This window comes from Streptomyces sp. NPDC048734 (assembly GCF_043198675.1).
Lineage (GTDB): Bacteria > Actinomycetota > Actinomycetes > Streptomycetales > Streptomycetaceae > Streptomyces.
Genome location: NZ_JBICUZ010000007.1, coordinates 89414 through 115644 on the forward strand (window position 1 = coordinate 89414; position 26231 = coordinate 115644).

General features: G+C 74.4%; 24 protein-coding genes. 8 read left to right on the forward strand and 16 right to left on the reverse strand.

Annotated features, from left to right (window positions below; genetic code table 11):
- Nucleotides 1-117 precede the first annotated feature (117 nt).
- The gene (locus tag ACGFQC_RS19875) at nt 118-3108 is read left to right on the forward strand and encodes an SMC family ATPase (protein ID WP_363089849.1); all 2991 of its coding nucleotides are present in this window, start codon (nt 118-120) and stop codon (nt 3106-3108) included.
- Here ACGFQC_RS19875 and ACGFQC_RS19880 read toward each other — a convergent pair.
- A complete protein-coding gene (locus ACGFQC_RS19880) occupies nt 3102-3548 on the reverse strand; it encodes an Lrp/AsnC family transcriptional regulator (RefSeq protein WP_363089848.1) in 447 nt (148 codons plus the stop codon). The genes ACGFQC_RS19875 and ACGFQC_RS19880 overlap by 7 nt on opposite strands.
- A 121-nt stretch (nt 3549-3669) precedes the next feature.
- Between ACGFQC_RS19880 and ACGFQC_RS19885 the strand changes: the two genes are divergently transcribed.
- Nucleotides 3670-4197, forward strand: coding sequence for a rhodanese-like domain-containing protein (locus tag ACGFQC_RS19885; RefSeq protein WP_363089847.1), 528 nt, complete (start codon nt 3670-3672; stop codon nt 4195-4197).
- A 43-nt stretch (nt 4198-4240) separates the two neighbouring features.
- Here the strand turns inward: ACGFQC_RS19885 and ACGFQC_RS19890 are convergent, their stop codons facing one another.
- On the reverse strand, nt 4241-5932 hold the full coding sequence (locus tag ACGFQC_RS19890; protein ID WP_363089846.1) for a DUF885 domain-containing protein: 1692 nt from the start codon (nt 5930-5932) through the stop codon (nt 4241-4243).
- A gap of 33 nt (nt 5933-5965) precedes the next feature.
- Nucleotides 5966-6457, reverse strand: a complete 492-nt coding sequence (locus ACGFQC_RS19895) for an Lrp/AsnC family transcriptional regulator (RefSeq protein WP_363089845.1) — start codon at nt 6455-6457, stop codon at nt 5966-5968.
- 60 nt (nt 6458-6517) lie between these two features.
- Between ACGFQC_RS19895 and ACGFQC_RS19900 the strand changes: the two genes are divergently transcribed.
- The gene (locus tag ACGFQC_RS19900) at nt 6518-7735 is read left to right on the forward strand and encodes a PLP-dependent transferase (protein ID WP_363089844.1); all 1218 of its coding nucleotides are present in this window, start codon (nt 6518-6520) and stop codon (nt 7733-7735) included.
- Nucleotides 7736-7927: 192 nt separating this feature from the next.
- On the opposite strand, the gene ACGFQC_RS19905 is transcribed toward ACGFQC_RS19900, so the two are convergent.
- The 3 genes from ACGFQC_RS19905 to ACGFQC_RS19915 form a co-directional block, all read right to left on the reverse strand.
- Nucleotides 7928-9352: a GNAT family N-acetyltransferase gene (locus ACGFQC_RS19905; RefSeq protein WP_363089843.1), complete on the reverse strand. Its 1425-nt coding sequence runs from the start codon at nt 9350-9352 to the stop codon at nt 7928-7930.
- Between the two features lie 186 nt (nt 9353-9538).
- Complete coding sequence (locus tag ACGFQC_RS19910) at nt 9539-11113, reverse strand: alkaline phosphatase D family protein (protein ID WP_363089842.1); 1575 nt, start codon at nt 11111-11113, stop codon at nt 9539-9541.
- 206 nt (nt 11114-11319) lie between these two features.
- On the reverse strand, nt 11320-12150 hold the full coding sequence (locus ACGFQC_RS19915) for an alpha/beta fold hydrolase (RefSeq protein WP_363089841.1): 831 nt from the start codon (nt 12148-12150) through the stop codon (nt 11320-11322).
- 393 nt (nt 12151-12543) lie between these two features.
- Here ACGFQC_RS19915 and ACGFQC_RS19920 point away from each other — a divergent pair, with 393 nt between their 5' ends.
- On the forward strand, nt 12544-13305 hold the full coding sequence (locus tag ACGFQC_RS19920; RefSeq protein ID WP_363089840.1) for a GntR family transcriptional regulator: 762 nt from the start codon (nt 12544-12546) through the stop codon (nt 13303-13305).
- Between the two features lie 110 nt (nt 13306-13415).
- On the opposite strand, the gene ACGFQC_RS19925 is transcribed toward ACGFQC_RS19920, so the two are convergent.
- From ACGFQC_RS19925 to ACGFQC_RS19935, 3 genes are all read right to left on the reverse strand, one after another.
- Nucleotides 13416-14573 (reverse strand): ROK family transcriptional regulator, encoded by a 1158-nt coding sequence (locus tag ACGFQC_RS19925; RefSeq protein WP_363089839.1) that lies wholly within the window; start codon nt 14571-14573, stop codon nt 13416-13418.
- Between the two features lie 88 nt (nt 14574-14661).
- Nucleotides 14662-15336, reverse strand: coding sequence for a response regulator transcription factor (locus tag ACGFQC_RS19930; protein WP_363089838.1), 675 nt, complete (start codon nt 15334-15336; stop codon nt 14662-14664).
- A gap of 14 nt (nt 15337-15350) precedes the next feature.
- Complete coding sequence (locus ACGFQC_RS19935) at nt 15351-16508, reverse strand: histidine kinase (protein WP_363089837.1); 1158 nt, start codon at nt 16506-16508, stop codon at nt 15351-15353.
- 108 nt (nt 16509-16616) lie between these two features.
- Between ACGFQC_RS19935 and ACGFQC_RS19940 the strand changes: the two genes are divergently transcribed.
- Both ACGFQC_RS19940 and ACGFQC_RS19945 read left to right on the forward strand, forming a co-directional pair.
- The gene (locus ACGFQC_RS19940; protein ID WP_363089836.1) at nt 16617-17537 is read left to right on the forward strand and encodes an ATP-binding cassette domain-containing protein; all 921 of its coding nucleotides are present in this window, start codon (nt 16617-16619) and stop codon (nt 17535-17537) included.
- Nucleotides 17538-17539: 2 nt separating this feature from the next.
- Nucleotides 17540-18262, forward strand: coding sequence for an ABC transporter permease (locus ACGFQC_RS19945; RefSeq protein WP_363089835.1), 723 nt, complete (start codon nt 17540-17542; stop codon nt 18260-18262).
- Nucleotides 18263-18466: 204 nt separating this feature from the next.
- Here the strand turns inward: ACGFQC_RS19945 and mug are convergent, their stop codons facing one another.
- The 6 genes from mug to ACGFQC_RS19975 form a co-directional block, all read right to left on the reverse strand.
- Nucleotides 18467-19012, reverse strand: a complete 546-nt coding sequence (gene mug / locus ACGFQC_RS19950) for a G/U mismatch-specific DNA glycosylase (RefSeq protein WP_363089910.1) — start codon at nt 19010-19012, stop codon at nt 18467-18469.
- Complete coding sequence (gene purB, locus ACGFQC_RS19955; protein ID WP_363089834.1) at nt 19009-20451, reverse strand: adenylosuccinate lyase; 1443 nt, start codon at nt 20449-20451, stop codon at nt 19009-19011. The genes mug and purB overlap by 4 nt, the downstream gene beginning before the upstream one ends.
- A gap of 83 nt (nt 20452-20534) precedes the next feature.
- Nucleotides 20535-21323: an SGNH/GDSL hydrolase family protein gene (locus tag ACGFQC_RS19960; protein WP_363089833.1), complete on the reverse strand. Its 789-nt coding sequence runs from the start codon at nt 21321-21323 to the stop codon at nt 20535-20537.
- Between the two features lie 85 nt (nt 21324-21408).
- On the reverse strand, nt 21409-22422 hold the full coding sequence (locus ACGFQC_RS19965) for a hemolysin family protein (RefSeq protein WP_363089832.1): 1014 nt from the start codon (nt 22420-22422) through the stop codon (nt 21409-21411).
- The gene (locus tag ACGFQC_RS19970; protein ID WP_363089831.1) at nt 22419-23753 is read right to left on the reverse strand and encodes a hemolysin family protein; all 1335 of its coding nucleotides are present in this window, start codon (nt 23751-23753) and stop codon (nt 22419-22421) included. Before ACGFQC_RS19970 ends, ACGFQC_RS19965 begins: the two co-directional genes overlap by 4 nt.
- 227 nt (nt 23754-23980) lie before the next feature.
- The gene (locus ACGFQC_RS19975) at nt 23981-24406 is read right to left on the reverse strand and encodes a GNAT family N-acetyltransferase (RefSeq protein ID WP_363089830.1); all 426 of its coding nucleotides are present in this window, start codon (nt 24404-24406) and stop codon (nt 23981-23983) included.
- 443 nt (nt 24407-24849) lie between these two features.
- Here ACGFQC_RS19975 and ACGFQC_RS19980 point away from each other — a divergent pair, with 443 nt between their 5' ends.
- Nucleotides 24850-25092 carry a toxin-antitoxin system HicB family antitoxin gene (locus ACGFQC_RS19980; protein ID WP_363089829.1) on the forward strand — a complete coding sequence of 81 codons (243 nt, stop codon included), beginning with the start codon at nt 24850-24852 and terminating at the stop codon, nt 25090-25092.
- 4 nt (nt 25093-25096) lie between these two features.
- On the forward strand, nt 25097-25471 hold the full coding sequence (locus ACGFQC_RS19985; RefSeq protein ID WP_363089828.1) for a fic family toxin-antitoxin system, toxin component: 375 nt from the start codon (nt 25097-25099) through the stop codon (nt 25469-25471).
- A gap of 43 nt (nt 25472-25514) precedes the next feature.
- On the opposite strand, the gene ACGFQC_RS19990 is transcribed toward ACGFQC_RS19985, so the two are convergent.
- Complete coding sequence (locus tag ACGFQC_RS19990; RefSeq protein WP_363089827.1) at nt 25515-26210, reverse strand: class I SAM-dependent methyltransferase; 696 nt, start codon at nt 26208-26210, stop codon at nt 25515-25517.
- Between the last annotated feature and the right edge of the window lie 21 nt (nt 26211-26231).

A 26231-nucleotide genomic window follows, 5' to 3' on the forward strand; every position in this document is an offset into this window, starting at 1 on the left:
GGCCCCGGTCCCGGTCCCGGTCCCGGCCCCGGTCCCGGTCCTGGTCCCGGCCCCGTCCGTCCACGCCCCGCTCCCGGCTCCGGGAGCCCGCTCCGACGATCACCGGGGGGACGCTCGATGAGGCTGCACCGCCTCGACCTCACCGCCTTCGGGCCCTTCGGCGGCAAGCAGAGCGTCGACTTCGACGAGCTGTCCGCCGCCGGGCTCTTCCTGCTGCACGGACCGACGGGCGCGGGCAAGACCTCCGTCCTGGACGCCGTGTGCTACGCCCTGTACGGCTCCGTCCCCGGAGCCCGGCAGAGCGGTCAGGGCCTGACGCTGCGCAGCGACCACGCCGCCCCCGGCACCCGCACCGAGGTCACCCTCGAACTCACCGTCGCCGGAAGGCGGTTGGAGGTCACCCGGCAGCCGCCCTGGGAGCGGCCGAAGAAGCGCGGCACCGGCACCATCGTCGACAAGGCCCAGACCTGGCTGCGCGAGCACGACGCCGTCGCCGGGACCTGGAAGGACCTCAGCCGCTCCCACCAGGAGATCGGCGAGGAGATCACCCAGCTGCTCGGCATGAGCCGCGAGCAGTTCTGCCAGGTCGTGCTGCTGCCCCAGGGCGACTTCGCGCGGTTCCTGCGCGCCGACGCCGAGGCCCGCGGCCGGCTGCTCGGACGCCTCTTCGACACCCGGCGCTTCGCCGAGGTCGAGAAGCGACTCGCCGAGCGCCGCCGCACGGCGGAGGCACGCGTGCGGGAGGGCGACGCGGCGCTCCTGGCCGACGCGCACCGCATGCAGCAGGCCGCCGGCGACGCCATGGACCTGCCCGAGCTGGCGCCGGGCGAGCCGGGCCTGGCCGAGGCCGTGCTGACCGCCGCCGCCGTGGCCCGCGGCACCGCCCGGGAGCAGCTGACGATCGCCGAGTGCGGCCGCCTGACCGCCGAGTCGGCACAGGCCGCCGCCGAGCGCGCGCTGGCCGACGTACGCGAACTCGACCGGTTGCAGCGGCGGTTCGCCGAAGCGCGGGAGCGGGCCCGGCTGCTGGAGGAGCGGGCCGGGGACCACCGTGAGGCGCGGGCGCGGAGGGAACGGGCGCACAAGGCCGAGGCGGTGGCGCCCGCCCTGGAGCTGCGGGAGGCCGCCGACGTCGAGCACCGCGGGGCCGCCGCCGCCGAGGCACGCGCGCGTGCGCTGCTGCCGGAGCGGTTCGCCGGCGCCGGCGCGGCCGGGCTCGCCACCGCCGCCCGCCGCGCCGCGCAGGAGCTGGGCGGGCTGGAGTCGGCCCGCCGCGGCGAGCGGCGGCTGGCCGCACTCCTCGCGGAGCGCGCCGACCTGGACCGCCAGGAGCGCGCCGACGAGGACGTGCTCGCCGAGACCGAGGGCTGGCTCGCCGACTGGGACGCCACCCGGGCGGCACTCCAGGAGCGGGTCGAGTCCGCTCAGGAGGCCGCGACCCGTGCCGAACAGCTCGCCGTGCAACGCGAGCCCGCCCGCCGCCGGCTGGCCGCCGCCCGGCTGCGCGACCAGCTCACCCGCGACACCGACGACGCCCGGCGGGAGGCACTCGCCGCCGGCGAGCGGGCACTGGCGGCCCGCACCCACTGGCTCGACCTGAAGGAACAGCGGCTCAGCGGCATCGCCGCCGAACTGGCCGCCACCCTGCGCGACGGCGAACCCTGCGCGGTCTGCGGCGGCACCGACCACCCCGCCCCCGCCCGCAAGGTCGCCGGACACGTCGGCCGAGAGGCGGAGGAGGAGGCCCTCGCCGCCTACCAGCGCGCCGAACAGGGCCGTGCGGACGCCGAGCGCGACCTCGGACTCGTCCGGGAGGGCCTCGCCGCCGCCCGCGCCGAGGCCGGAGACACCCCCACCGGACAACTCGTCGCGGAAAGCGATGCGTTGGAGCGGGACCACAGCCAGGCCCGCCGGGACGCCTCCGCGCTGCACTCCGCGCGCGAGGAACTGCGCCGGGCCGAGCAGGAGCACGAGCGCCGCACCACCGCCCAACGTGAGGCCGCCGTCAGGGCCGCCTCCAGGGTGGGCCACCGCGAGCGGCTGGAGCACGAACGCCTGGCCCTGGAGCAGGAGTTGGCCGAGGCGCGGGGCAGCTCACCGAGTGTGTCCGCGCGGGCCGAGCAGCTGGAGCGGCAGGCCGGGCGGCTCACCGACGCGGCCGACGCCGCCCGCGCCGCCGAGGAGAGCGCCGGCCGCCTCAAGGCCGCCGACGGCCGCCTCGACGAGGCCGCCTTCCGGGCCGGCTTCGACACCCCGCAGGCCGCCGCCGACGCCCTCCTCGACGAGACCGCCCGCCGCGAGCTGCAACGACGCCTGGACGCCTGGCAGTCCGAGGAGGCCGCCGTACGGGCCGTCCTCGCCGAGCCCGACACCGCGGCCGCCGCGCAGCGGCCCGCCGTCGATCTCACCGCCGCCGAACAGGAGGCCGGCCGAGCCGCCGAGCGGCTGCGCCGGGCCGCCTCCGCCCAGGACGCGGCCGCCCGCCGCTGCGCCGAACTCGACGGTCTCTCCGCGCGCGCGGCCGACGCCGTACGGCGGCTCGCGCCGCTGCGCGAGGAGTACGAGCGGGTGGCCCGCCTGGCCGGCCTCACCGCGGGCACCTCCGCGGACAACGAGCGCAAGATGCGCCTGGAGGCGTACGTCCTGGCCGCCCGTCTGGAACAGGTGGCCGCCGCCGCGACCGTCCGCCTCCAGCGCATGTCGTCCGGGCGGTACACCCTCGTGCACTCCGACGACCGGGCCGGGCGCGGCCGCAGCGGGCTCGGACTGCACGTCGTCGACGCCTGGACCGGACGCGAACGGGACACGGCCACGCTGTCCGGCGGCGAGACCTTCTTCGCCTCCCTCGCCCTCGCCCTCGGCCTCGCGGACGTCGTCACCGACGAGGCGGGGGGCGTCCGGCTGGACACCCTCTTCATCGACGAGGGGTTCGGCAGCCTCGACGACCAGACGCTGGACGAGGTCCTCGACGTCCTCGACTCCCTGCGCGAACGCGACCGCAGCGTGGGCATCGTCAGCCACGTCGCCGATCTGCGGCGGCGCGTCCACGCCCAGCTGGAGATCGTCAAGGGACGGTCCGGATCGGTGGTGCGGCAGCGCGGTCAGTGACCGAGCGGACGCCGGGGCAGCGGCGAGGAATAGACGACACTGGTCGTGACCGGCCCCAGGCCGCCGATCCTGCCCGTCAGCTCCTCCAGGTGCCGCATGGAACGGGTGGCGACCTTGATGACGAAGCAGTCGTCGCCCGTGACGTGGTGCGCCTCCAGGATCTCGGGCGTGACGGCCACGAGGTCGTGGAAGGGCTTGTAGTTGCCGTGGGGGTAGCGCAGCCGCACGAACGCCAGGATCGACAGCCCCAGCCGCTCGGGGTCCAGGACCGCCGCGTACCCCTGGATGACGCCCGCCTCCTCCAGCCGCCGCACCCGCTCGGTGACCGCGCTCGCGGACATCGACACGGCCCGCGCCAGGTCGGCGAAACTGGCCCGGCCCTCCCGCTGGAGGACCTCGAGAATGCGCCAGTCGGTGGCGTCCGGGGAATACACGGTCATTCCCGAGAGATACCAGGGGAATCCCCGGTCCGGCAAGCTCCACGCCGGGGAACGGCCCTTCAGCGGGGCGATCCCCGGCCGTAGGTTTCTGGTCATCGCCACCGCACCGAGAGGCCCGCAGATGACCGCCACCACCGCTGCCACGACCGCCACCACCGCCGCGGGGACCGCTTCCCCGCCGGCCGCCGCCGACCGCGTCCTGCGGTTCGCCCCCGCGGCCCCGGCCGACGCCGCCGCCCACTTCCGGGCCTCCCTGGTCTTCCACGCCGACGTCTCCGACGTGGCCGCCGCGCTCGAGGCCGGCGGCGATCCCGGCTTCGTCGTCCTGGACTCCCGTTCCACCGAGTCCTGGGACCAGGGTCACCTCCCCGGCGCCGTCCACCTGCCGACCGCGCTCATCGCCGAACGGGCCGAGCAACTCCTCGACAAGGACGTGCCGGTGGTGACGTACTGCTGGGGTCCCGGGTGCAACGGCGCCACCCGGGCCGCCCTCGCGCTCGCCGAACTCGGCTACCGGGTCAAGGAGATGCTGGGCGGCTTCGAGTACTGGGCGCGCGAGGGTTTCGCGTTCGAGACCCGGCAGGGCCCCGGGCGGCGCGGCGCCGACCCGCTCACCTCCCCGGTGCAGACGGCGCACTGCGGCTGCTGAAGGGCGGCCGGCCGGGGCGGCGGCGGGGCGGGACCTGCCGGCGTCAGAGCCGGGCCAGCTCCTCCACCAGGTCGTCCAGGCCCAGGGAGCCCTGTGAAAGGGCCGCCATGTGCCACGACTTGAGGTCGAAGGCGGCGCCGTGACGGGCGCGGGCCCGCTCCCGGCCCAGCAGCCAGGCGCGTTCGCCGAGCTTGTAGCCGATCGCCTGGCCGGGGATGCTCAGGTAGCGGGTCAGCTCGCTCGCCACGTAGTCCCCGGGGCGGCTGCTGTGCGCGTTGAAGAACTCCTCGGCCAGCTCCGGCGTCCAGCGCTCGCCGGGCCGGAACGGGGAGCCGGCCGGGATCTCCAGCTCCGCGTGCATGCCGATGTCGATGATGACGCGCACGGCACGCAGCATCTGCGCGTCCAGGTAGCCGAGGCGCTGCTCGGCGTCCGTGAGGAAGCCCAGCTCGTCCATCAGCCGCTCCGCGTACAGCGCCCAGCCCTCGGCGTTGGCGCTGACCATGCCCACGGTGGCCTGGTAGCGGGAGAGGTCCTTGGCCACGTAGGTCCACTGGGCGAGCTGGAGGTGATGGCCGGGGACCCCCTCGTGGTACCAGGTGGAGACGAGGTCGTAGACCGGGAAGCGGGTCAGGCCCATGGTCGGCAGCCAGGTGCGGCCGGGGCGGGAGAAGTCCTCGGACGGCGGCGTGTAGTAGGGGGCCGCGGCACCGCCGGGCGGCGCGACGCACGACTCCACCTTCCGCACCGGTCCGGCGAGTTCGAAGTGGGTGCCGTCCAGCGCGTCGACGGCCTGGTCCATGAGTCCCTGGAGCCAGTCGCGGACCTCGTCGACGCCCTCGACGTGCCTGCCGTGCTCGTCGAGGTGCGCGAGCGCCACCCACGGCGTCGCGGCGCCCGGCAGGATCTTCTCCGCCTCCTGCCGCATCTCGGCGAGGAGCCGGTGGTACTCGGCCCAGCCGTAGGCGTACGCCTCGTCGAGGTCGAGGTCGGTGCCGTTGTAGTAGCGCGCCCAGCGGGCGTACCGCTCCCGGCCGACGGTGTCCGGGGCACCCTGCACGGTGGGCACGTACACGTCCCGCATCCAGTCCCGCAGTTCGGCCAGGGCGGTGTTCGCGGTGCGGGCCGCCTGCTCCAGTTCGGCGCGCAGCGCCTCGGGGCCGGCGGAGACGAAGTCCTCGAACCAGCCGCGGCCCGAGCCGTCGGTGTCCGTCCACTCCGAGAGCTGTCCCGTGAAGGTGACCGCGGGCCGGGGAGCCCCGTACAGCTTGCGCTCCAGGCCGAGCGCCAGGGACTCCCGGTAGCCCGCCAGCGCGGCCGGCACCGCGCGCAGCCGCTCGGCGACCGCCGCCCAGTCCGCGTCGGTCTTCGTGGGCGTCACGGTGAACACCTCGCGCACCTGATGGACCGGCGAACTCAGGTTGCTGACCTCGCGCAGGCCCTCGTCGGCCTCGTGGACGGCGAGCAGGGCGGTCAGCCGCTCGCGCAACAGGCGTGCGCACCGGCGCTCGATGTCACTGTCCGCGCCGGGCGCGCGTTCGGCTTCGTCGAGCTTGGCCAGCGTGTCGCGCGCGAGTCGCGCGCGCGCCTCCTGCCCCGCCGGCGAGAAGTCGGGCAGACGGCTCGAACTCTCCTGCACGCCGAGGAAGGTTCCGGTCACCGGGTCGAGGGCGATGAGGTCGTCGACGTAGGCGTCGGCGACCGCACGGGGCAGCGGGCTGTTGGTCTGTGACATGGACACCATCCTCGTACGCGGCGGTGCGGCACGTCACGGCGTTTGTCCCGAAGCCGTCGGTGGCAGCAGCGGCCCGCAGTCCCACTGCTGGAAGATCAGCCGTGTCTCGACCCGGGCCACCTCCCGGCGTGCCGTGAACTCGTCGAGGACCAGCCGCTGGAGGTCGGCCATGTCCGCGACGGCCACGTGCACGAGGTAGTCGTCGGGCCCGGTGAGGTGGAAGACGGTCAGCGCCTCCGGCAGCCCCCGGATGCGTTCCACGAACGGCCCCACCAGTTCCCGCCGGTGCGGCCTCACCTGCACGGACAGCAGCGCCTGCAGTCCGCGCCCCAGCTTGGCCGGATCGAGTCGCAGCCGGTTGCCGAGGATCACGCCGGAGCGGCGCAGCCGCGTCACCCGGTCCAGACAGGTCGACGGCGCGAGGCCGACCTGCGCGGCGAGGTCGCGGTAGGTCGTCCGGGCGTCGTTCTGGAGCAGCCGCAGCAGCTGGAGGTCCACCGGGTCGAGTACGACGGATTCGGCCATCGGCCGAACGTAGCACGGCGTCCGGCCCGGAAGGACCGTCCGTTGTTCACCCTGCCGTCCATGGACTCAGCCGCAGCGAGCACACGCGCGTACCCGGACCCCGCGGGCACGCACGCGTACGACGACGTACGCACGTCCGAAGCGCCCCGCGCACTGGCCACCGAGGCCGTGCACGCCGGGCGGGACGACCTGGCCCGGCAGGGCCTGCACGCCCCGCCCATCGACCTGTCCACCACCTATCCCTCCTACGACAGCCGTGCCGAGGCCGCCCGCATCGACGCGTTCGCGGCGACCGGCGCCGAACCGGAGGGCCCGCCGGTCTACGGCCGGCTCGGCAATCCGACCGTCGCCCGCTTCGAGACCGCGCTGGCCCGGCTGGAGGGCACCGACAGCGCTGTCGCGTTCGCCAGCGGCATGGCCGCGCTGAGCGCGGTGCTGCTGGCCCGCGCCTCCCTGGGACTGCGGCACGCGGTCGCGGTCCGCCCGCTCTACGGGTGCAGCGACCACCTGCTGACCGCCGGGCTCCTCGGTACGGAGGTGACCTGGACCGACCCGGCCGGGATCGCGGACGCGCTGCGCCCGGACACGGGCCTGGTCATGGTCGAGTCGCCCGCCAACCCGACCCTCGCCGAGGTGGACCTGAGGGCGGTCGCGCACTCCTGCGGCTCGGTGCCGCTGCTCGTCGACAACACCTTCGCCACGCCGGTGCTGCAACGTCCCGTCGAGCAGGGCGCGCGGCTGGTGCTGCACAGCGCGACGAAGTACCTCGGTGGCCACGGGGACGTCCTGGCGGGCGTGGTGGCCTGCGACGAGGAGTTCGCCGGACTGCTGCGGCGGATACGTTTCGCCACCGGCGGGGTGCTGCACCCGCTGGCCGGCTACCTGCTGCTGAGGGGCCTGTCGACGCTTCCGGTCCGGGTGCGGGCCGCCTCCGCGACGGCCGCCGAACTGGCCCGTCGCCTGGCCGCCGACCCGCGCGTGGCGCGTGTGCACTACCCGCGGATCGGCGGCGCGATGGTCGCCTTCGAGGTGCACGGCGACCCGCACGAGGTGATCGCCGGCGTGCGCCTGATCACCCCGGCCGTGAGTCTCGGCAGCGTCGACACCCTCATCCAGCACCCGGCGTCCATCAGCCACCGGATCGTGGGCGAGCAGGAGCGCAGGGGAGCCGGGGTGAGCGACCGGCTGCTGCGGATGTCGGTGGGCCTGGAGGACGTCGACGACCTGTGGACGGATCTGGACGCGGCGCTGAACGGGTCCGTGGTGACGGTGAGCTGACGCCCGGTTCCCGGTTCGGGGGGCGGCGGAAGAGGGAGGGGAGCCGAACGGCCCGGCGACACTGTCGCCGGGCCGTTCGTCGTCCGTCCTCCGCCGTCGTCCGTCCTCCGCCGTCGTCCGTCCTCCGCCGTCGGCGTCCGGGCCGTCGCCGAGTGGCCGCCGGTCGGCCGAAGGCCTCCGAGGACGTCCGGCTCAGTCGCGGACGATCCGCTCCGTGGGCCGCTCGTACGCCTGCCGGGTGCCGGCGACGGCCGTGTCCAGGCGGGCGGTGATGACGAGCGTGCCCTCCTCGATCTGGTAGTCGAGCGGGAGGCCGAGGCCGCGCATGGCGGCGACCATGCCGGTGTTGGAGGCCTGCGTCACCGCGTACACGCTCTCGCAGCCCGCCTCGACGGCCATCGCGACCAGCCGGCCGAGCAGTTCGGCGCCGATGCCGCGCCGCTGCCACTCGTCCTCGACGAGCAGCGCGACCTCCGTCTCGTCGCCGTCCCAGAGCAGGTGACCGAGGCCGACGACGCGCCCCGACGGGGTCTGCACGGCGAGGGTGCGGCCGAAACGCGGGCTGAGCAGGTGGTTGAGATAGCGGTCGGCGTCGCCGACCGGCCCGTGGTAGCGCATACCGAGGGTGCGCGGCGAGCAGCGCTCGTGCATCGCCTTCGCCGCCGCCAGGTCGCCGGGGTCGGCCCGGCGCACGGTGATGGCGTTGCCCTCGGGGAGCGTCAGCACGTCCTGGCCCGGCGGGACGCGCGGACCCAGCCGGGCGTCCAGCTCCACCAGGGCCCGTGCCCGCGCGAACTCGGTCGGGGTGAACGGCAGATACGGCCGCTCCACGGTGATCACTCCACCCTCAGGCGCCCGCAGGCGCATCACGGTGTCCTCCAGGACGCCTTCCACGGGCACGCCCTCCGGCCCGCGCCCTCCGCCGCGCACCGCGGCGGGCAACGAGCGGATCGTGCAGCGACCCAGCAACTGGCGCAGTGCCAGAGGCAGTTCGGCGGCGTCCAGCGCGGTCCGGGTGGCCAGGCCCAGCACCCGGGTCGGGGCGTCGACCAGGTCGTGGGCGTCGGCCCGCTCGATCCAGGTACCGGAGCCGCCCGCCCGTGCCACGGCCCGGCCGATCTCGGCCGCCGCGAGCGCACCGGGTGCCCGCAGCAGGAACTCGTCCACGGTGTCCCGGCCCAGCGGGTGCGTCTGGAGGCTCAGGATGTCGACGCGGTGCTCCGCCAGTGCCGTGCACAGCGCGGCCAGCGAGCCCGGAGCGTCCTTCACCGTCGTCCGCATCCGCCACAGGGTGCTCTCCCCGGTGACGCCGTCGGGGAGTCCGGACGGCCCGGCCTGCGCCTCGGTGGAGGGCGGCCGGGCATCGGTATCGCCGGGGGGCGGTGCGTGGCCGTGGCGTCGTGACCACCAGACGTGGAATCCGGCCGTGGCGACCAGGGCGGCCGCCGAGATCACCAGCAGCCGCGGGCCCTGCGGGCCGTGGCCCACGAGGCCCGCGACCACGTCGGCCACCGCGACCGCCGTGAACAGGGCGGCGAGCTCCACGACGTCGCGCCGCCAGTGGTGCACCGGACGGCCGTTCTTCGTCCGCGTCACATCGGACATGTCTCGAGTCATGTGGCCACTGTGAAGGAACGGTGTTGCGTGATCACGAACGGCTTGTGACCGGTAGGTAAAGGATACATTTGTCCTTTTTATTAATTCTTTGACGTCCTGGTCCGCGGCCTCCCCCGCGGAGGCGCCGCGCACCGGGAGATGACGCCGGTGCGCGGAGTGCATTCCAGGATAAGGGAGTTGAGGGAGTTACTGGCCCACCCGGCCCGGCTGGAGCACCTTGGTGAACAGCACGGTGCCGTCCTGCTCGCGCAGCCGCACGGTCAGCTCTCCGCTTCCGCCGTCGATGTCGACCTCGCCGAAGAACTGGTAACCGCCGGCCGGGGAGACGTTGGCGGCGGTGGGGGCCTTGACGAAGACCCGGTCCGGGCCGAAGGTGCCGTCCAGCGCGTTCGCCGGGAAGGCGCCCGCGTTGAGCGGCCCGGAGACGAACTCCCAGAACGGCGCGAAGTCCTTGAACGCCGCCCGCGACGGGTCGTAGTGCTGGGCCGAGGTGTAGTGGACGTCGGCCGTGAGCCAGACCGTGCCGGTGATCCGCCGGTGCTTGACGAACCGCAGCAGTTCGGCGATCTGCAGTTCACGGCCGAGCGGCGCGCCCGGGTCGCCCTGGGCGACCGCCTCGATGTTCGGCCTGCCGTCCGTGGCGTCGGGGACGACCAGGCCGAGCGGCATGTCGGAGGCGATCACCTTCCACACCGCCCGGGAGCGGGACAGCTCGCGCTTGAGCCACGCCAACTGCTCCTCACCGAGGATGCCCTGGGCGTCCGTACCCTGGTCGCCGGGGGAGTTGGCGTTGCGGTGGGTGCGCATGTCCAGGACGAACACGTCCAGCAGGGGGCCGTGGTGCTGCACCCGGTAGACGCGGCCGTCCGGGCGGCGCGGCGTGGAGAGCGGGAAGTACTCGGAGAACGCCTGCCGGGCGCGGGCGGCCAGCACGTCGACGCTCTTCTCGGTGTACCGCGCGTCGGCGAGGATCTCGCCCGGGTACCAGTTGTTGGTGACCTCGTGGTCGTCCCACTGGACGATGGAGGGCACGCGCGCGTTGAAGGCCCGCAGGTTCTCGTCCAGCAGGTTGTAGCGGAAGTTGCCGCGGAACTCCGCCAGGGTCTCGGCGACCTTCGACTTCTCCTCCGTGGTGACGTTGCGCCAGACGCGCCCGTCGGGCAGGGCCACCGTCGCGCTGATCGGGCCGTCGGCGTAGATGTTGTCGCCGCTGCACAGGAAGAAGTCCGGGTCGAGCGCGGCCATCGCGTCGTAGATCCGGTAACCGCCCAGCTCCGGGTTGATGCCCCAGCCCTGCCCGGCCAGATCGCCCGACCAGACGAACCGCACGCCGTCGCGCCGCCGTGCGGACACGGTCCGGAAGGTGCCGGTGACCGGCTCGCCGGTACGACGCGGGTCGTCCGGGTCGGCCAGCAGCACGCGGTAGTGGATCTCCTGACCGGACGGCAGCCCGTGCAGCCGGGTCGTGCCGGTGAAGTCCGTTCCGGCGCCGAGCAGCGGACCGTGCCGGCGGCTCGCGTTGCGGAACGACTCCGTCGCCGACGTCTCGACGACCATCCGCGCCGGCCGGTCGGAACGGACCCACACCAGGGCGGAGTTCGCGGTCACGTCCCCGGTCTGCACCCCCCACTCCGCGCGGGGCCGCCCCGACAGGGCGAGGGCGGGCGCCGCGCCGAGGCCGACGGGCAGGGTCAGGGCGGCGGACGCGGCGAGCGAGCCGCGCAGCACGCTGCGGCGTCCGGGGAGTGGACGGTGTGACATGGGTGGCCTCCTGGAACGGGAACCTGCCGGTGTGCACCGTCACACCTACGGGAACGCCGCAGCGCGCACGCGAACCACGGGTGAACAACCGGGCGCGGAACCCGGGCTCTGTCGTCACCCCGTCCCCGCGCGGGCCGTCGACACCGCCCCCCGCCGGAGCCGGGGCCGCCCCGGGTGAGGAGGCGCCGGATCGTCCCCGCGGGGACTCAGCGGCTGCCGTCGAGCAGCACGCGCGCGACGAGCGCCGGGTCGTCGTTCATCGGGCAGTGCCCGCAGCCGGGCAGCCGCACCAGACGGGCCCGGGGGATGATCTGCTTGGCGCGGACGCCCTGGCGGCGCACCAGCACCAGATCGCGGGTGCCCCAGGCCACCGTGACCGGGATGCCGGGGACGTCGTCGGTGAACCGGACGGCCCCACCGGCCCGCAGGGTCTGCTCGAACCCGGTGGCCCCGGCCAGCGCCAGCGTCTCGGCGACCACGGCCTCGGGTGAACGGCGCGCCGGACGGGCGTAGACGGTGCTGGTCAGGGCGGTCCGGCCGGCCGCCGATCGCGCCAGCCGCTCCACCAGCGACGGCGGCATCCGCCGCGCGATCTGCCGCATGGTCAGCAGCACGCCGAAGGCGTAGCGCCGCTCCGCCTCCGACCAGAACCCCGCCGGGGAAAGGGCGGTGACGGACCGCACGCGCTTCTCCCGGCCCAGCTCCAGGGCCAGCAGACCGCCCAGCGAGTTGCCCGCGACATGGGGGCGGCCCAGCTCCAGGGCCTCGCAGAAGGCGGAGAGCACCGCGGTCGTCGTGGACAGGTCGTGGGCGAGGCCCTCGGGCAGGGACGGGGACGCCCCGAAGCCGGGCAGGTCCACCGCGATCACCTCGCGCTCGGTGGCCAGGATGTCCACCACGGGGTCCCAGGCCTGCCGGTGGTGTCCGATGCCGTGCAGCAGGAGCAGCGGCTCGCCGCGTCCCACGCGCGCGTAGGAGACGGTGACGGCCTGCGGCCCGTCGGGGGTGGGGACCGGGAAGGAGACGGTGGCGGACATGGGGTGCTCCTCGTCTGAACAGGCGGACGCGGTACGGGCTCGGCGGCGGCACGGGCCGACGGCGGTACGGCCGGTGGCGGGCGGCCGGGCGATCGGACAGCCGGACGGGCCGCCGTTCGCGTAGACAGCTTGTCAGCAATTGCTACCAGCGGGTAGCCCCCGCGGGTGCGCCTCGCCGGACACGACGGGGGTGTCGCCGTGACGTCACGGCGACATTCGCGCGCGAACGCCCGGTGAACCCTTGTGCGCCGGACACCTGTGGGCTCCCCCAGGGTTGGAGGATTGGTCTTGACCAAGGGTGGGGGCCGCCCTATGGTCGCAGACAAGTACAACAACCTTTAATAAACAAGGGCGCGAAAACGCCGCCGTACCACGGCGATTGCGGAGGACAGGGTGGGGACCACGCAACTGGAACCGGTACCGGAACCGAAGTACTGGCATCTGAGGACCGTGCTCAGCGAGGCACTGGACTCGGAGTTCGCCGTGGGCGAGATCCTGCCCAACGAGCGGGACCTGGCCGCGCGCTTCGGCGTCGCCCGCGCCACGCTCCGGCAGGCACTCGAGCAGCTCGAACTGGAGGGGCGTCTGCAGCGCCGCCGCGGCGTCGGCACGACGGTCGCGCCGCCCCGGGTGGGCGTCGACGTCGGCACGGAGGGGCAGGCCTGGCCCGGCGCGTCCGAGGGCGCCTGGCAGCCCGTCGACTGCACGGTCGCGCCGCCGCCGCCGGCGGTCGCCGACGCGCTGGGCACCGACCGCGACGAGGCCGTGCACATCGTGCGGCGTTCGCGGGTCTCCCACGGTCAGCCCGTCGCCGCCGAACTGCTCTACGTCCCGCGCTCGTCGGTGCCCGACCTGACCGCGATCGACACCCCGTCCGGGGCCGCACGCGCGCGTGCGGTGCTGCGCGAACTGCGGCGTCCGGCGCTGGAGGGCCAGGACCGCGCGGTGGAACTGGGTTCGGCCCGCGCGGACGACGCGAAGGAACTCGACCGGCTCCCCGGCGCACCCGTCCTCGTCGTCACCACCCGCTTCTTCGCCGAGGGCCGCACCGCGGCACTCTCCGTGGCCACCTACCGGGCGGACACCTGCCGCCTGACCTTCGGCGCCTCGGGCAGCGTGGAGATCCTCCACGGCCCGGAACGCCAGGCGTCCTGACCGCCCGGCGACCGCACGGCGGGTTCCCCGAACGGCCTGCACCCGGTCCCCGGCCGTAGCGCCCCGGAAGGACTCCGGGGCGCGCCGCCCTTCGGACCGCCGGACACGCCTCACGCGCGGCCCGTCACCGTGCCCTCCACCGCGAAGAGCTGCTCCTCGACGTGGTCGAGGGCCAGCCGCAGCGCCCCCGTCGCCACGGCCGCCTCCCCGAGGAGGGACAGGGCCACCTTCGGCGGACGCAGACAGTAGCGCGCCAACTCCCGCCGCAACGGCTCCAGTACGCCGTCCAGTCCCGCCGCCCAGCCGCCCACCACGACCAGCTCGGGGTCGAGGGCGAGCGCCAGCGCGGCCACGTCGTGGACGAGCCGCTGGATGAAGCGTTCCACGGCCGCCCGCGCTTGTCGGTCGCCCTCGCGGGCCTGCGCGAACACCTCGGCGACCGCCTGCTCGTCCAGCGGGTGCAGCGGCTCGTCCGTCGTGGACAGCAGCGTCTCCGGCGTCACCCCGCGCCCCAGCAGGTGCAGCGCGCCGATCTCCCCGGCCGCCCCGCCGTACCCGCGGTGCAGCCGCCCCCCGATCAGCGAACCCGCGCCCGGACTCAGCCCGGCCAGTACGAACACGACGTCGTCGGACTCGGTGGCGGAACCCTTCCAGTGCTCGGCCACGGCCGCCGCGTTGGCGTCGTTCTCCACCAGCACCGGGCACTTGAACGAACGGCTCAGCCGCTCGCCCAGCCGCAGCCCCGTCCACTCGGGCAGCGCGGTACCCAGCCGTACCGTCCCGTCCGCCTCCACGATGCCGGGCGTGCCGACGCCGACGGCCCGCAGGGAACTGCGCGGGACCCCGGCCCGCCGCAGCAGCTCGGCCACAGCGGTCCGCAGCCGTTCGAGCCGCTCGTCGGCGGGCGCGGACTCGGCGACGTCCTTCGCCTGCGCGCCCAGTACCCGCCCGTCCAGGTCGGCCAGGAGCACGGCCACCCGGTGCGCCCCGATCTCCAGACCCAGCAGGTGACCGGCCTCGGCCCGGAACCGGAACCGGCGTGCCGGACGCCCCTGCCGACGGGCGGCGCCCTCCTCGGCGGCCTTCTCGACGACGAGGCCGGCCCCTATGAGGTCCTCGACGACCCCCTCGACGGTCGGCCGGGACAACCCCGTCACCCGCGTGATCTCCGTCAGCGTCGCGCAGTCGGCGGCACGCAGCGCGTGCAGCACCACCGCGGAATTGATCCTTCGCAACAGCGAGGGATCCCCGCCGGTCAGCCGCCCCAACGTCCGTCCTCCCAGCTCGTGCGCGTGTGGGGCGGATCGTACTCGGCGCACGGCACCCGGGCGAGCGCGGACGGCGCACCGGCCCGCCTCACCCGCCGGTCCGGCCCGTCGCGACGAACCCCGACTCGTACGCCGCGATCACCGCCTGCGTGCGATCGCGGACCGCCAGTTTCGCCAGCACCGCGCTCACGTGCGACTTGACGGTCTCCGCGCCGACAACCAGCCGCGCGGCGATCTCCGCGTTGGACAGCCCGCCCGCCATCAGCCGCAGCACCTCGGCCTCCCGATCGGTCAGCCGCGCCCGCTCCAGCAGGTCCCGCGCCGCCCGGCTCCCCGGCCCCTCGCCGTACGAGGCGGCCAGCCGCCGCACCGACGCCGGGAACAGCAGCGACTCGCCCTCGGCGACGAGCCGCACCGCGTGCACGATCTCCGCGGGCCGGGCCCGCTTCAACAGGAACCCGTCCGCCCCCGCGCGCAGCGCCTCGTACACGTACTCGTCGTTCTCGAAGGTGGTCACGACGAGGATCCGCGGTGGCCCCTCCACCGTCCGCAGCACCGCGCGCGTGGCCTCGATCCCGTCCATCAACGGCATCCGTACGTCCATGGCGACGACGTCGGGCCGCAGTCGCCGCACCAGCGGGATCACCGCCGCCCCGTCCGCGGCCTCCCCGACGACCTCGATGTCGGGCTGCGCCCCCAGCACGGCCCGCAGCCCGGCACGCACCAGGGGTTCGTCGTCGACGAGGAGCACGGTGACCGGCATCCGGTCAGCGTAGATCAGCGCAGCGGCAGCTCCGCACGCACCTGCCAGTCGCCCTCGTCGGGGCCGGTCGACGCCCGCCCGCCGAGCAGCGCGGCCCGCTCGTGGATGCCCCGCAGCCCACTGCCGCGCCCCGGAGCTGCGGACACGCGCGCGGTCAGCGGATTGCGGACCTCCAGGCCGAGCCGGCCCTCGGCGACCTCGACCCTGACCCGGACCGGAACGGAGCCCGCGTGCCGCAGCGCGTTGGTCAGCGCCTCCTGGAGGATGCGGTAGCCCTCGCGGGACACCGGGCCCGGCACGGTCTCCAGCGGCCCGGTCAGCTCGGCGTCCACCTTCGCGCCCGACGCGCGCGCGGACTCCAGCAGCCGGTCGGCCTCGGCCAGCGTCGGCCGGGCGCTCACCGGCCGCTCCGCCTCGCGCAGCACCCCGAGGACGCGCTCGAGGTCCTCCAGAGCGGCCCGGCCGGTCTCCTCGATCGCGTCGAGCGCCCGTTCGGTGAACGCGGGGTCGCCCGTCGCCCGTGCCGCGCCCGCCTGCACCACGGCCACCGTCAGGGCGTGGCCGATGGAGTCGTGCAGTTCGCGCGCGATGCGGTTGCGCTCCAGGAGCTGCTCGGTGCGCTCCTCCAGCGCCACGAGCCGCTCACCCGCGGACGGTCCGAGCAGCAGCCGCGCCAGGGAGGCGGCCGCCGCACCGAGCCCGACGACGAGTCCGTACCAGGCCAGGAGCGGCAGCGGCACCAGGAGGGCGTACCCCCAGTGCGGCGTCGCCCCGGCGAGCACCGGGACGTCGTCGGGCACGCGCCCGCGCGCCGTCTCGGCCAACTGGTAGGCCAGGACCGGCAGCCGGACACAGGCGAAGACCGTCACCAGTCCGAGGGCCATCCGCACCTCCAGCCACAGCACCGTGCGCAACCGGTCCCGCCAGGCCGTCGCCGGAGTCACGGAGAACGCCGGGTCCCGCGCGCCCGCCGTCAGCAGCAACCGCGCCTGCACCCCCTCACCCGTGCGCACCGCGGGGATCAGTCCGACCGGGAGCAGCGCCGCCGCGGGCACCCACGGCCGCGACGGGTCGACGAAGATCCAGACGCTCACGACCAGCATCGGCACCCACAGGTGCAGCAGTCGTGTGTACGTCGTCCCCCGCAGCAGCGGGCGCAGGAAGCGGCCCATGCGGACATCGTGACAGGCACCACCGACAGGCGCCCTCCCCCGGGCGGGGGAGACGGACCCCGCCGACGGGGGAGGACCAGCACCCGGTCCGAGGGCCACCGTGGAGCCATGACCAGCATCGACGTGCGCGACCTCACCAAGGAGTTCGGCCCCCGGCGGGCCGTGGACCGGCTCACCTTCCGTGTCCTGCCCGGCCGCGTCACCGGCTTCCTCGGCCCCAACGGCGCCGGCAAGTCCACCACCCTGCGCCTCGTCCTCGGCCTCGACCGGCCGACCTCGGGAACCGCCTGCATCGGCGGCCGCCCCTACGCCACGCTGCCCGAACCCCTGCGCCACGTCGGGGCGTTGCTCGACGCCCAGGCGCCGCACGGCTCCCGCACCGGCCGCGACCACCTGCGGGCCCTCGCCGCGAGCAACCGCATCCCCGCCCGCCGGGTCGAGGAGGTACTGGAGGAGACCGGGCTCGCACCGGCCGCGCGCCGCCGGGTGAGGACGTACTCCCTCGGCATGCGGCAACGGCTGGGCATCGCCGCCGCCCTGCTCGGCGACCCCGAGGTGGTGCTGCTCGACGAGCCCTCCAACGGCCTCGACCCCGAAGGCATCGTCTGGATCCGCGGGCTGCTGCGCCGGCTCGCGGGCGAGGGGCGCACCGTCCTGGTCTCCAGTCACCTCATGAACGAGACGGCCTCCTTCGCCGACCATCTCGTGGTCCTCGGACGGGGCCACCTGCTGGCCGACACCTCCCTGCGGGACTTCGTCGACGCGCGCGTGCGGCCCCGGGTCCGCGTCCGCACCTCCGACCCCGCCGCCCTGGAGGAGGCCCTCGCCCGCCACGGTCACGAGGCAGCCGCCCACGACGACGGGCACTGGACTGTGGACCACGCGCGCGTGGACGACATCGGCCGGCTCGCCTCCGAGGCGGGCGTCCCCCTGCTCGAACTGACCGCAGAGGAAGGCACGCTGGAGCAGGCCTACCTCGATCTGACCGCCGCCGACACCGAGTTCGCGGCCGCTCCCCAGGAGGCCTGACCATGGCATTCACGCCCGCGCTCCACGCCGAGTGGATCAAGATACGCACGCTGCGGTCCCAGACCGCCACCCTGGGCGCGGTCCTGCTCACCACCGTCGCCTTCTCCCTGCTCGCCGTCGCCGACAGCGACGCCGACGACGCCGACCCGCTGTTCTCCGCCTTCTTCGGCGTCAGCTTCGGCCAGATCGCGGCGGTGGCCTTCGGGACGACGGCGGTGGCGGCCGAGTTCCAGGGCGGCGCGCTGCGCGTGTCCCTGGCCGCGGTCCCGCGCCGCGGCCGCTGGTTCGCCGCCAAGGCCACGGCGATCGCCCTGCCCGTCCTGGCCGTGGGCCTGACCACCGGCCTGCTGACCTGGGCCGTGGGCCGCGAGGCACTCGGCGGGCCGGCGGCGGGGTTCGGCACGGCCGAAGGACTGCGTGCGGCCGTCGGCTGCGGCCTCTACCTCACGCTGATGGCCCTGCTCGCCACCGGGCTGACGGCCGTCCTGCGCAGCGGGGTCGCCACGCTCGGCATCCTCGTCCCGTTCCTGCTGATCGTGTCCTTCGTGGTCGGCGACATGTCCGGCTCCGTCGCCGACCTCCTCCCCGACCGGGCCGGCCAGGTCGCCCTCCACAGCACGTGGGACGGTGCCCTGGGACCGTGGACCGGGCTGACGGTGACCGCCCTGTGGACGGCGGCGGCCCTCGCGGCGGGGGCGTGGCGGGTGCGGCGCCAGGACGCCTGAGCGGGCCGGGCACCTGACACGGCGCCCGTGGTCGACGACGGCCGCCTCACCGCATCCCATGGACGTCGCAGGAGTCCGAGCACGACCGTCGGGCGGCCCTCGGTGTCGCCGGCGTCGGCCGGGACGACGAGGGCCGGCCGCTCCCGCCGGTCACCGGGACCGACCCGCCGTGACCGGTGGCCCCGACCCCGCCCGAACCCGGGCTCACCCCTCCGCCGCCACCCGCAGCCGCGCGTACTCCTGCGCCATCGTCGACGTCGTCCAATGGGCGTTCAGCCCGCTGGGGTTGGGCAGCACCCACACGCGGGTGTCCCCGATCGTCCGCTCCTGCGGACCGACCTTGGCCGTACGGTCGTCGAACGCCACCCGGTACGCGGTCACGCCCACCACCGCCAGCAGGCGCGGCTCCAGCCGGAGCACCTTCTCCCGGAGCAGCCGGCCGCCCTCGCGGTACTCCTCCGCCGTCAGTTCGTCGGCCCGCGCGCTCGCCCGCGCCACCACGTTGGTGATGCCGAGCCCGTACGACAGCAGCTCCCGCTGCTCCGCCGGCTTCAGCAGCCTGGGTGTGAAGCCGGACAGGTGCAGCACCGGCCAGAAGCGGTTGCCCGGCCGGGCGAAGTGGTGGCCGGTCGCCGCCGACATCAGGCCCGGGTTGATGCCGCAGAAGAGCACCCGGAGGCCGCCCGCGACGACGTCCGGTACGAGACGGTCGCGGGCGGCCTCCAGTTCCGCCTGGGTGAAGCGGGTCAGAGGATCGCCCCCGGGGTGTAACCGGCGGCCTCCGGCCGCTGCTTCACGATCTCCTCGATCCGGCCGACGACGAGGGCCACCTGGTCGGCGGCGGCCCCCGTGAAGGACAGCTTGTCGGCCATCAGCGCGTCGAGCTGCGCGCGGTCCAGCGGGATGCGCTCGTCGGCGGCGAGCTTGTCCAGCAGCTCGTTGCGCTCGGCGCCCCGCTCGCGCATGGCCAGCGCGGAGGCCACGGCGTTCTCCTTGATCGCCTCGTGCGCCAGCTCCCGGCCCACGCCCGCCCGCACCGCGCCCATCAGGACCTTGGTGGTGGCCAGGAACGGCAGGTAGCGGTCCAGCTCACGGGCGACGACGGCCGGGAAGGCGCCGAACTCGTCGAGCACCGTCAGGAACGTCTCCAGCAGACCGTCGAGCGCGAAGAACGCGTCCGGCAGCGCCACCCTGCGCACCACCGAGCAGGACACGTCGCCCTCGTTCCACTGGTCGCCCGCCAGTTCGCCGGTCATCGACGCGTAGCCGCGCAGGATGACCATGAGGCCGTTGACGCGCTCGCAGGAGCGGGTGTTCATCTTGTGCGGCATCGCGGAGGAGCCGACCTGGCCCGGCTTGAAGCCCTCGGTCACCAGCTCGTGCCCGGCCATCAGCCGGATCGTCTTCGCCAGCGAGGACGGCGCGGCGGCCAGCTGCACCAGCGCGGTGACGACCTCGTAGTCCAGCGAGCGCGGGTAGACCTGGCCGACCGAGGTGAAGGCCTGCGAGAAGCCGAGGTGCCCGGCGATCCGCTGCTCCAGCTCCGCGAGCTTGCCCGCGTCGCCGCCGAGCAGGTCGAGCATGTCCTGGGCGGTGCCGACCGGGCCCTTGATGCCGCGCAGCGGGTAGCGGCCGAGCAGTTCCTCGACCCGCCCGTACGCCACGAGCAGCTCGTCGGCCGCCGTCGCGAACCGCTTGCCCAGCGTGGTGGCCTGGGCTGCCACGTTGTGCGAGCGGCCGGCCATGACCAGCTCGCCGTACTCTCCGGCCAGCTTGCCGAGGCGCGCCAGCACCGCCACCGTACGGTCGCGGACCAGCTCCAGCGACAGCCGGATCTGGAGCTGCTCCACGTTCTCCGTGAGGTCGCGGGACGTCATGCCCTTGTGGACCTGCTCGTGCCCGGCGAGGTCGTTGAACTCCTCGATCCGTGCCTTCACGTCGTGCCGCGTGACCTTCTCGCGCTCGGCGACGGAGGCCAGGTCGACCTGGTCGAGGACGCGTTCGTAGTCGGCGATCGCCGCGTCCGGCACCTCGATCCCGAGGTCCTTCTGGGCCCGCAGCACGGCGAGCCAGAGCTGACGCTCCAGCTTCACCTTCTGCTCGGGCGACCAGAGCGTGGCGAGCTCGGCGGAGGCGTAGCGTCCGGCGAGGACGTTGGGGATGCGGGGCTTGGCGGGAGCGGAAGTCACGTGTACGGATTCTACTGGCGATTCGTGCAGGCCGGCGCCGTGCCCCCGTTCGGCGGAACCTACGAGACCCGGGTCACGCGCGGCTACGCCCGCGGTCCCTCGTACGGCAGCAGGTCGGGACGCTTCGGCGGCAGGCCGTCGCCCGAGGAGCGGCCGGTGAGGCGGCGGGCGATCCACGGCAGCAGGTGCCGGCGCGCGAACCGGGCGTCGGCCACCCGCCGCGCGACCCAGGCCGGCGGCACGGTCGCGGGTACCGGCTCGTGCCACCCGGTGTCCTCGGGGTCGTACCCGAGGCCCTGCCAGACCGCCTCGGCGACCCGGCGGTGTCCCTCGGCCGTCAGGTGCAACCGGTCCACGTCCCACATCCGCGGGTCGCCCAGGGACGGGGCGCCGTACAGGTCGACGACCAGCGCGCCGTGCCGGGCGGCGAGGCCGTCGACGCAGGCGAACAGCTCCTCCATGCGCGGCCGGAACCGCTCCAGCACCGGGCCCTGCCGGCCGGGGCTGCGCATCAGCACGAGCTGCTTGCAGGAGGGGGCCAGCCGCTCCACGGCCTCGGTCAGCAGGTCCCGCACCCGGACCATGTCGCACTTGGGCCGCAGGGTGTCGTTCAGACCGCCGACCAGGGTGATGACGTCGGCGCCCATGGTGGCCGCGACCGGCACCTGCTCCTCGACGATCTGGCCGATCAGCTTGCCGCGCACCGCGAGGTTGGCGTACCGGAAGCCGGGCGTGTGCGCGGCCATCCGGCCCGCGAGGAGGTCCGCCCAGCCCCGGTAGGTGCCGTCCGGCAGCAGGTCCGACATGCCCTCGGTGAAGGAGTCGCCGACCGCGACCAGGCTGGAGTGCGGGGGAGTGGTGTTCGTCTGCATGGCGTCAGAGATGGTAACCCGCACGCCATACCCAGCGGTCGGTCACCCCCCGCCGCCCGGTCCCAGGTCCGCACGCCGCCCGGTCTCAGGCCCGCTGCCCGAACAGCTCCCGCAGCACGTCCTCCATGGTGACCAGCCCGGCGAGCCGCCCGTCGGAGCCGAGCGCGGCCGCCAGGTGGGTGCGGCTGCCGCGCATCGCGGTGAGGACGTCGTCCAGCGGCGTCGTCTCACGCACCCGGGCGATGGGCCGCAGGTCCCGCACCCGGAACGGCACGTCGCGCGGCGAGGCGTCCAGCGCGTCCTTCACGTGCAGGTAGCCCACGATCCGGCGCCCCTCGTCGACGACGGGGAAGCGGGAGAACCCGGATTCGGCGCCGAGCCGTTCCAGCTCCTCCGGGGTGACCCCCACGCGCGCGTAGACGACGCGTTCCAGCGGCAGGACGACGTCCCGCACCGGGCGGCGGCCCAGCTCCAGCGCGTCGTGCAGACGCTCCTGGGCGCGGTCGTCGAGCAGGCCCGCCTCCCCGGCGTCCCGCACGATCTGCGCCAGCTCCGCGTCCGAGAACGTGGCCGTGACCTCGTCCTTCGTCTCGATCCGCAGCAGCTTCAGCAGGCCGTTGGCGAAGGCGTTGACCGTGAAGATCACCGGCCGCAGCGCCCGGGAGAGCGTGACCAGCGGCGGTCCGAGCAGCAGGGCGCTGCGCACCGGTTCGGCGAGCGCGATGTTCTTCGGCACCATCTCGCCCAGCAGCATGTGCAGATACGTCGCCAGGGTCAGCGCGATCACGAAGGACACCGCGTGGCCCGCGCCCGCGGGGACGCCGAGCGCGTGGAAAACCGGCTCCAGCAGGTGCGCGATCGCCGGCTCGGCGACCACACCGAGCACCAGGGTGCACAGCGTGATGCCGAGCTGGGCGGCCGCCAGCAGCGCGGACACGTGCTCCAGGCCCCACAGCACGCTCTTGGCACGCCGGTCGCCCTGTTCGGCGTACGGCTCGATCTGTGAACGGCGTACGGAGATCAGCGCGAACTCCGCGCCGACGAAGAAGGCGTTGACGACCAGGGTCGCCAGGCCGATCAGCAGCTGGACGGCGGTCACCGGTCCGCTCCTTCCACGTGGTCCTGGGCGAGCGGGGCGTGCAGCAGGACGCGTGCGGCCCGGCGGCCGGACGCGTCGACGACGTCCATGCGCCAGCCGGCCACGTCCAGGCTGTCGCCGACGGCCGGTATGCGGCCCAGCTCGGTGGCCACCAGCCCGGCGAGGGTCTCGTAGGGGCCCTCGGGGGTGTGCAGGCCGACGCGCGCGAGCTGGTCGGTGCGGGCGGCGCCGTCGGCGGAGTAGATCCGGCGGCCCTCGTCGTCGGTGCCCGCGTGGGCCAGGTCGGGCGTCTCGTGCGGGTCGTGCTCGTCACGGACCTCGCCGACGACCTCCTCGACGATGTCCTCCAGGGTCGCCACGCCCGCCGTACCGCCGTACTCGTCGATGACCACGGCCATCGTCCGCTTGCCGGAGAGCCGGTCGAGGAGCCGGTCCACGGTGAGGGACTCGGGCACCAGCAGGGGTTCGCGCATCAGCTCGGCGACGGGCACGCGCGCCCGCTGCTCCGCCGGGACGGCCAGGACGTCCTTGATGTGCGCGGTGCCGACGACGGTGTCCAGGCCACCGCGGAACACGGGGAACCGGGACAGGCCCGTCGCCCGGGTCGCGTTCGCGACGTCCTCGCAGGTCGCCTGGACGTCAAGGGCGATGACCTGCACGCGCGGGGTCATCACGTTCTCCGCGGTCAGGTCGGCCAGGTTCAGGGTGCGCACGAACAGCTCGGCGGTGTCCGCCTCCAGCGCGCCCTGCCGGGCCGAGTGCCTTGCCAGCGCCGCCAGTTCCTGCGGACCGCGGGCGGAGGCCAGCTCCTCGGCGGGCTCCAGGCCGAAGCGGCGGACGACCCGGTTGGCCGTGTTGTTCAGGTGACCGATGAAGGGCCGGAAGGCGGCGCTGAAGAAGCGTTGCGCGTTGCCCACCCGCTTGGCCATGGCCAGCGGGGTGGAGATCGCCCAGTTCTTCGGCACCAGTTCGCCGACGACCATCAGGAACACCGTCGACAGTGCCGTGCCCAGCACCAGGGCGACGGAACTCGCGGTCGTGCTCGACAGACCGGCCGACTCCAGCGGCCCGGAGATCAGCTTGGCGATCGAGGGTTCGGCGAGCATGCCGACGACCAGGTTGGTGACGGTGATGCCGAGCTGGGCGCCGGAGAGCTGGAAGGTCAGGTTGCGGACGGCCTTGAGCGCACCGGCCGCGCCGCGTTCGCCGCGCTCGACGGCCCGCTCCAGTTCGCCGCGTTCGACCGTGGTCAAAGAGAACTCGGCGGCGACGAAGGCACCGCACGCGAGTGACAACAGGATCGCCACCAACAGCAACAGCAGTTCCATCACCGGTTCACCTCCGTCCCATGATCGGGCAGGAGGGGGAGGATCGCGCGACGTCGGGAATCAGTCGGGAATCAGGAGGCTCGCCCATGGGCGGAGGCTCACACCTTTCGAGGACTCGGTGAAGGGGGCCGTACGGTCCGTACGGTCCGTACGGCCCCCCAAGGGTAAAGGATCGGCAAAGGTCCGTCGTCGGCGGCCCCGGACCGGCCGCCGACCGGAGCGCCGTCGGCTCAGCCGGTCAGCGGCTTCACCCAGCGCCGCCACTTCTCCTCGGGCGTGTACCCAGCCGCGCGCCACGCATGATGGGCCGTCTCGTTGCGCGTCAGCACCATCGCGTCGGCGCGCCGCCCTCCGAGCCGGACGAACCGCTCCTCCGCGGCGGCGAGCAGCGCCGCACCGATTCCCTGACGGCGGTGCGCCGGGTGCGCCGCCAGCCGGTAGAGGTGGCAGCGCCAGCCGTCGAAGCCGGCGATCACCGTGCCCACCAGCTCACCGCCGCGCTCCGCCAGGATCAGCGCCTCGGGGTCGCGGGCGACGAGCCGCTCCACACCCTCGCGGTCGTCGCTGATGCTCGTCCCCTCGGCGGCGGTCTTCCAGAAGGCCAGCACGGTGTCGAGGTCGTCGGGCGTCGCGGCCCGTATCCGCAGATCAGACATGGGGCGATCCCACCACGCGAGCGGCACTCCGGCGCCGGATTCCAGCATCCGGACGCCCGCGGCCCGTTCGCACCCGGGCACCGGTACCGGCTCCCCGGACGGCGCCCCCGGTCGTGTGCGACGGCCGGTGGCACGTTCCTCCGCGAGGTCCCCGGCGCCGTCGGCGGGGCCGCCACCGCCACCGCCACCGCGGCCGCTGCCGCCGAGTCGACGGCCACCGCCACGACCACGTCCCGCGGGACCGCCGGTGCCTTCACGTCCCGCGGGGCCGGCGCCCCGGGTGCGTACGCCCCGCGCCGGCTCCGGATCGGTCCTCCCCGGGAGCGCTGCCGGTCCTGGAGCGGATCAGGGCGGGCTTGGTGTGCCCGGGCGCACACCCGGCACCACTTCTCGGCTCCCGTGCGCCCTTGCCGGTGCTAGCGGATCGGCGCTAGCTTCGGGGTATGGCGAAGACCCAGCTGAACGTGCGCGTCGACGAGGGCACGGCCAAGGCCGCCCGCGAACGCGCCACCGCGCGCGGCATGAGCGTCAACCGCTACATCGAGGAACTGGTCAGGCAGGACACCGGCGAGGCGGGCCACACGTTCGTCGAGGCCGCCGCCGACTTCATGAAGCGGTACGAGAACGTCTTCGCGGAGGAGTTCGGCACGCTCCGCGAGGGCGACACCCGCGAAGACCGCCGCTGACCCCTTGAGCGACCTCACGATCGACCTCGCCTGGCTCCTGATGATCGCCGAGCAGAAGACACCCGGAGACCCCCAGGTCACCGACTGGGGTGCCCTGGTGGCGGCGGTGGCGCGCCACGACGCCCGGATCTTCGACGTCCCCGTCTACGACTCGCCGCACGCCCGTGCGGCGGCACTCCTGCAGCTCCTCCTGCACGTCCCGGCACTGGAACGCTCGAACGCCCTCTTCGCGTGCGCCGTCGCCTACGCCTACCTGGTGGCGAGCGGGGCGAAGGTCGTGACCTCCCCCGAACAGGTCCGCGACTTGGCACGCCTGGCCAAGACCGGCGAGGCGTCGGTTCACGACATCGCGCGGGAACTGCGCCGCTGGAGCCGGTGAGGGGCCTCGCCGGCTCCCTGAACCCGATGTCCGGACAGCACGCTCAGCGGGGCGCCCCGTCGGTGGCCGGCCGCCAGGCCGTGCCCAGTCTGCAGTAGGACGGGGGCAGCGCCGGTCCGTTCTCCGGGACCAGCAGGCGCCGGTACGGGCCGAGTTCGAACCCGGCGTCGCGCAGTGCCCCGACCGGATCGCGGGAGAGGTGACAGCCGCCGCTGAGGAGCGGCCACACCGTCCGGTCCAGCGCGCGCTGGGCGAAGGACATGGCCGGGCCGCCGCCCGTGCCGTGCTCGAGGAACCGCACTTCGCCACCGGGCCGCAGCACCCGCCGTACCTCGGCCAGGGCCCGCGGCAGGTCCCGCACGCTGCACAGGACCAGCGAGAGCACCGCCGCGTCGAAGGCCTCGCTCTTGACCGGCAGGGCCTCGGCCGCGCCCGGTACGACATCCACCGGCACCTCGGCCCGCAGCGCGGCCCGCACCGCCAGCGCGCGCAGCGACCGCTCCGGCTCGATCGCCACGACCTCCGAGACCGCACTCGGGTAGTGCGCGAAGTTCAGGCCGTTGCCCGCGCCGATCTCGACGACGCGGCCGGAGAGCCCGGCGAGCAGCCGGCCGCGCAGCGCGGCCAGGCCCCCGCGGGTCTCGGCGGCCACGCTCAACCGGGCGTAACAGCGCGCGAACAGCGGGTGGTGGACGAGATCGCCGGGCCCCTTGTCGGAGCCGGCGGACCGTATCGGCATGGCGACCTCCCGGGCCGGACG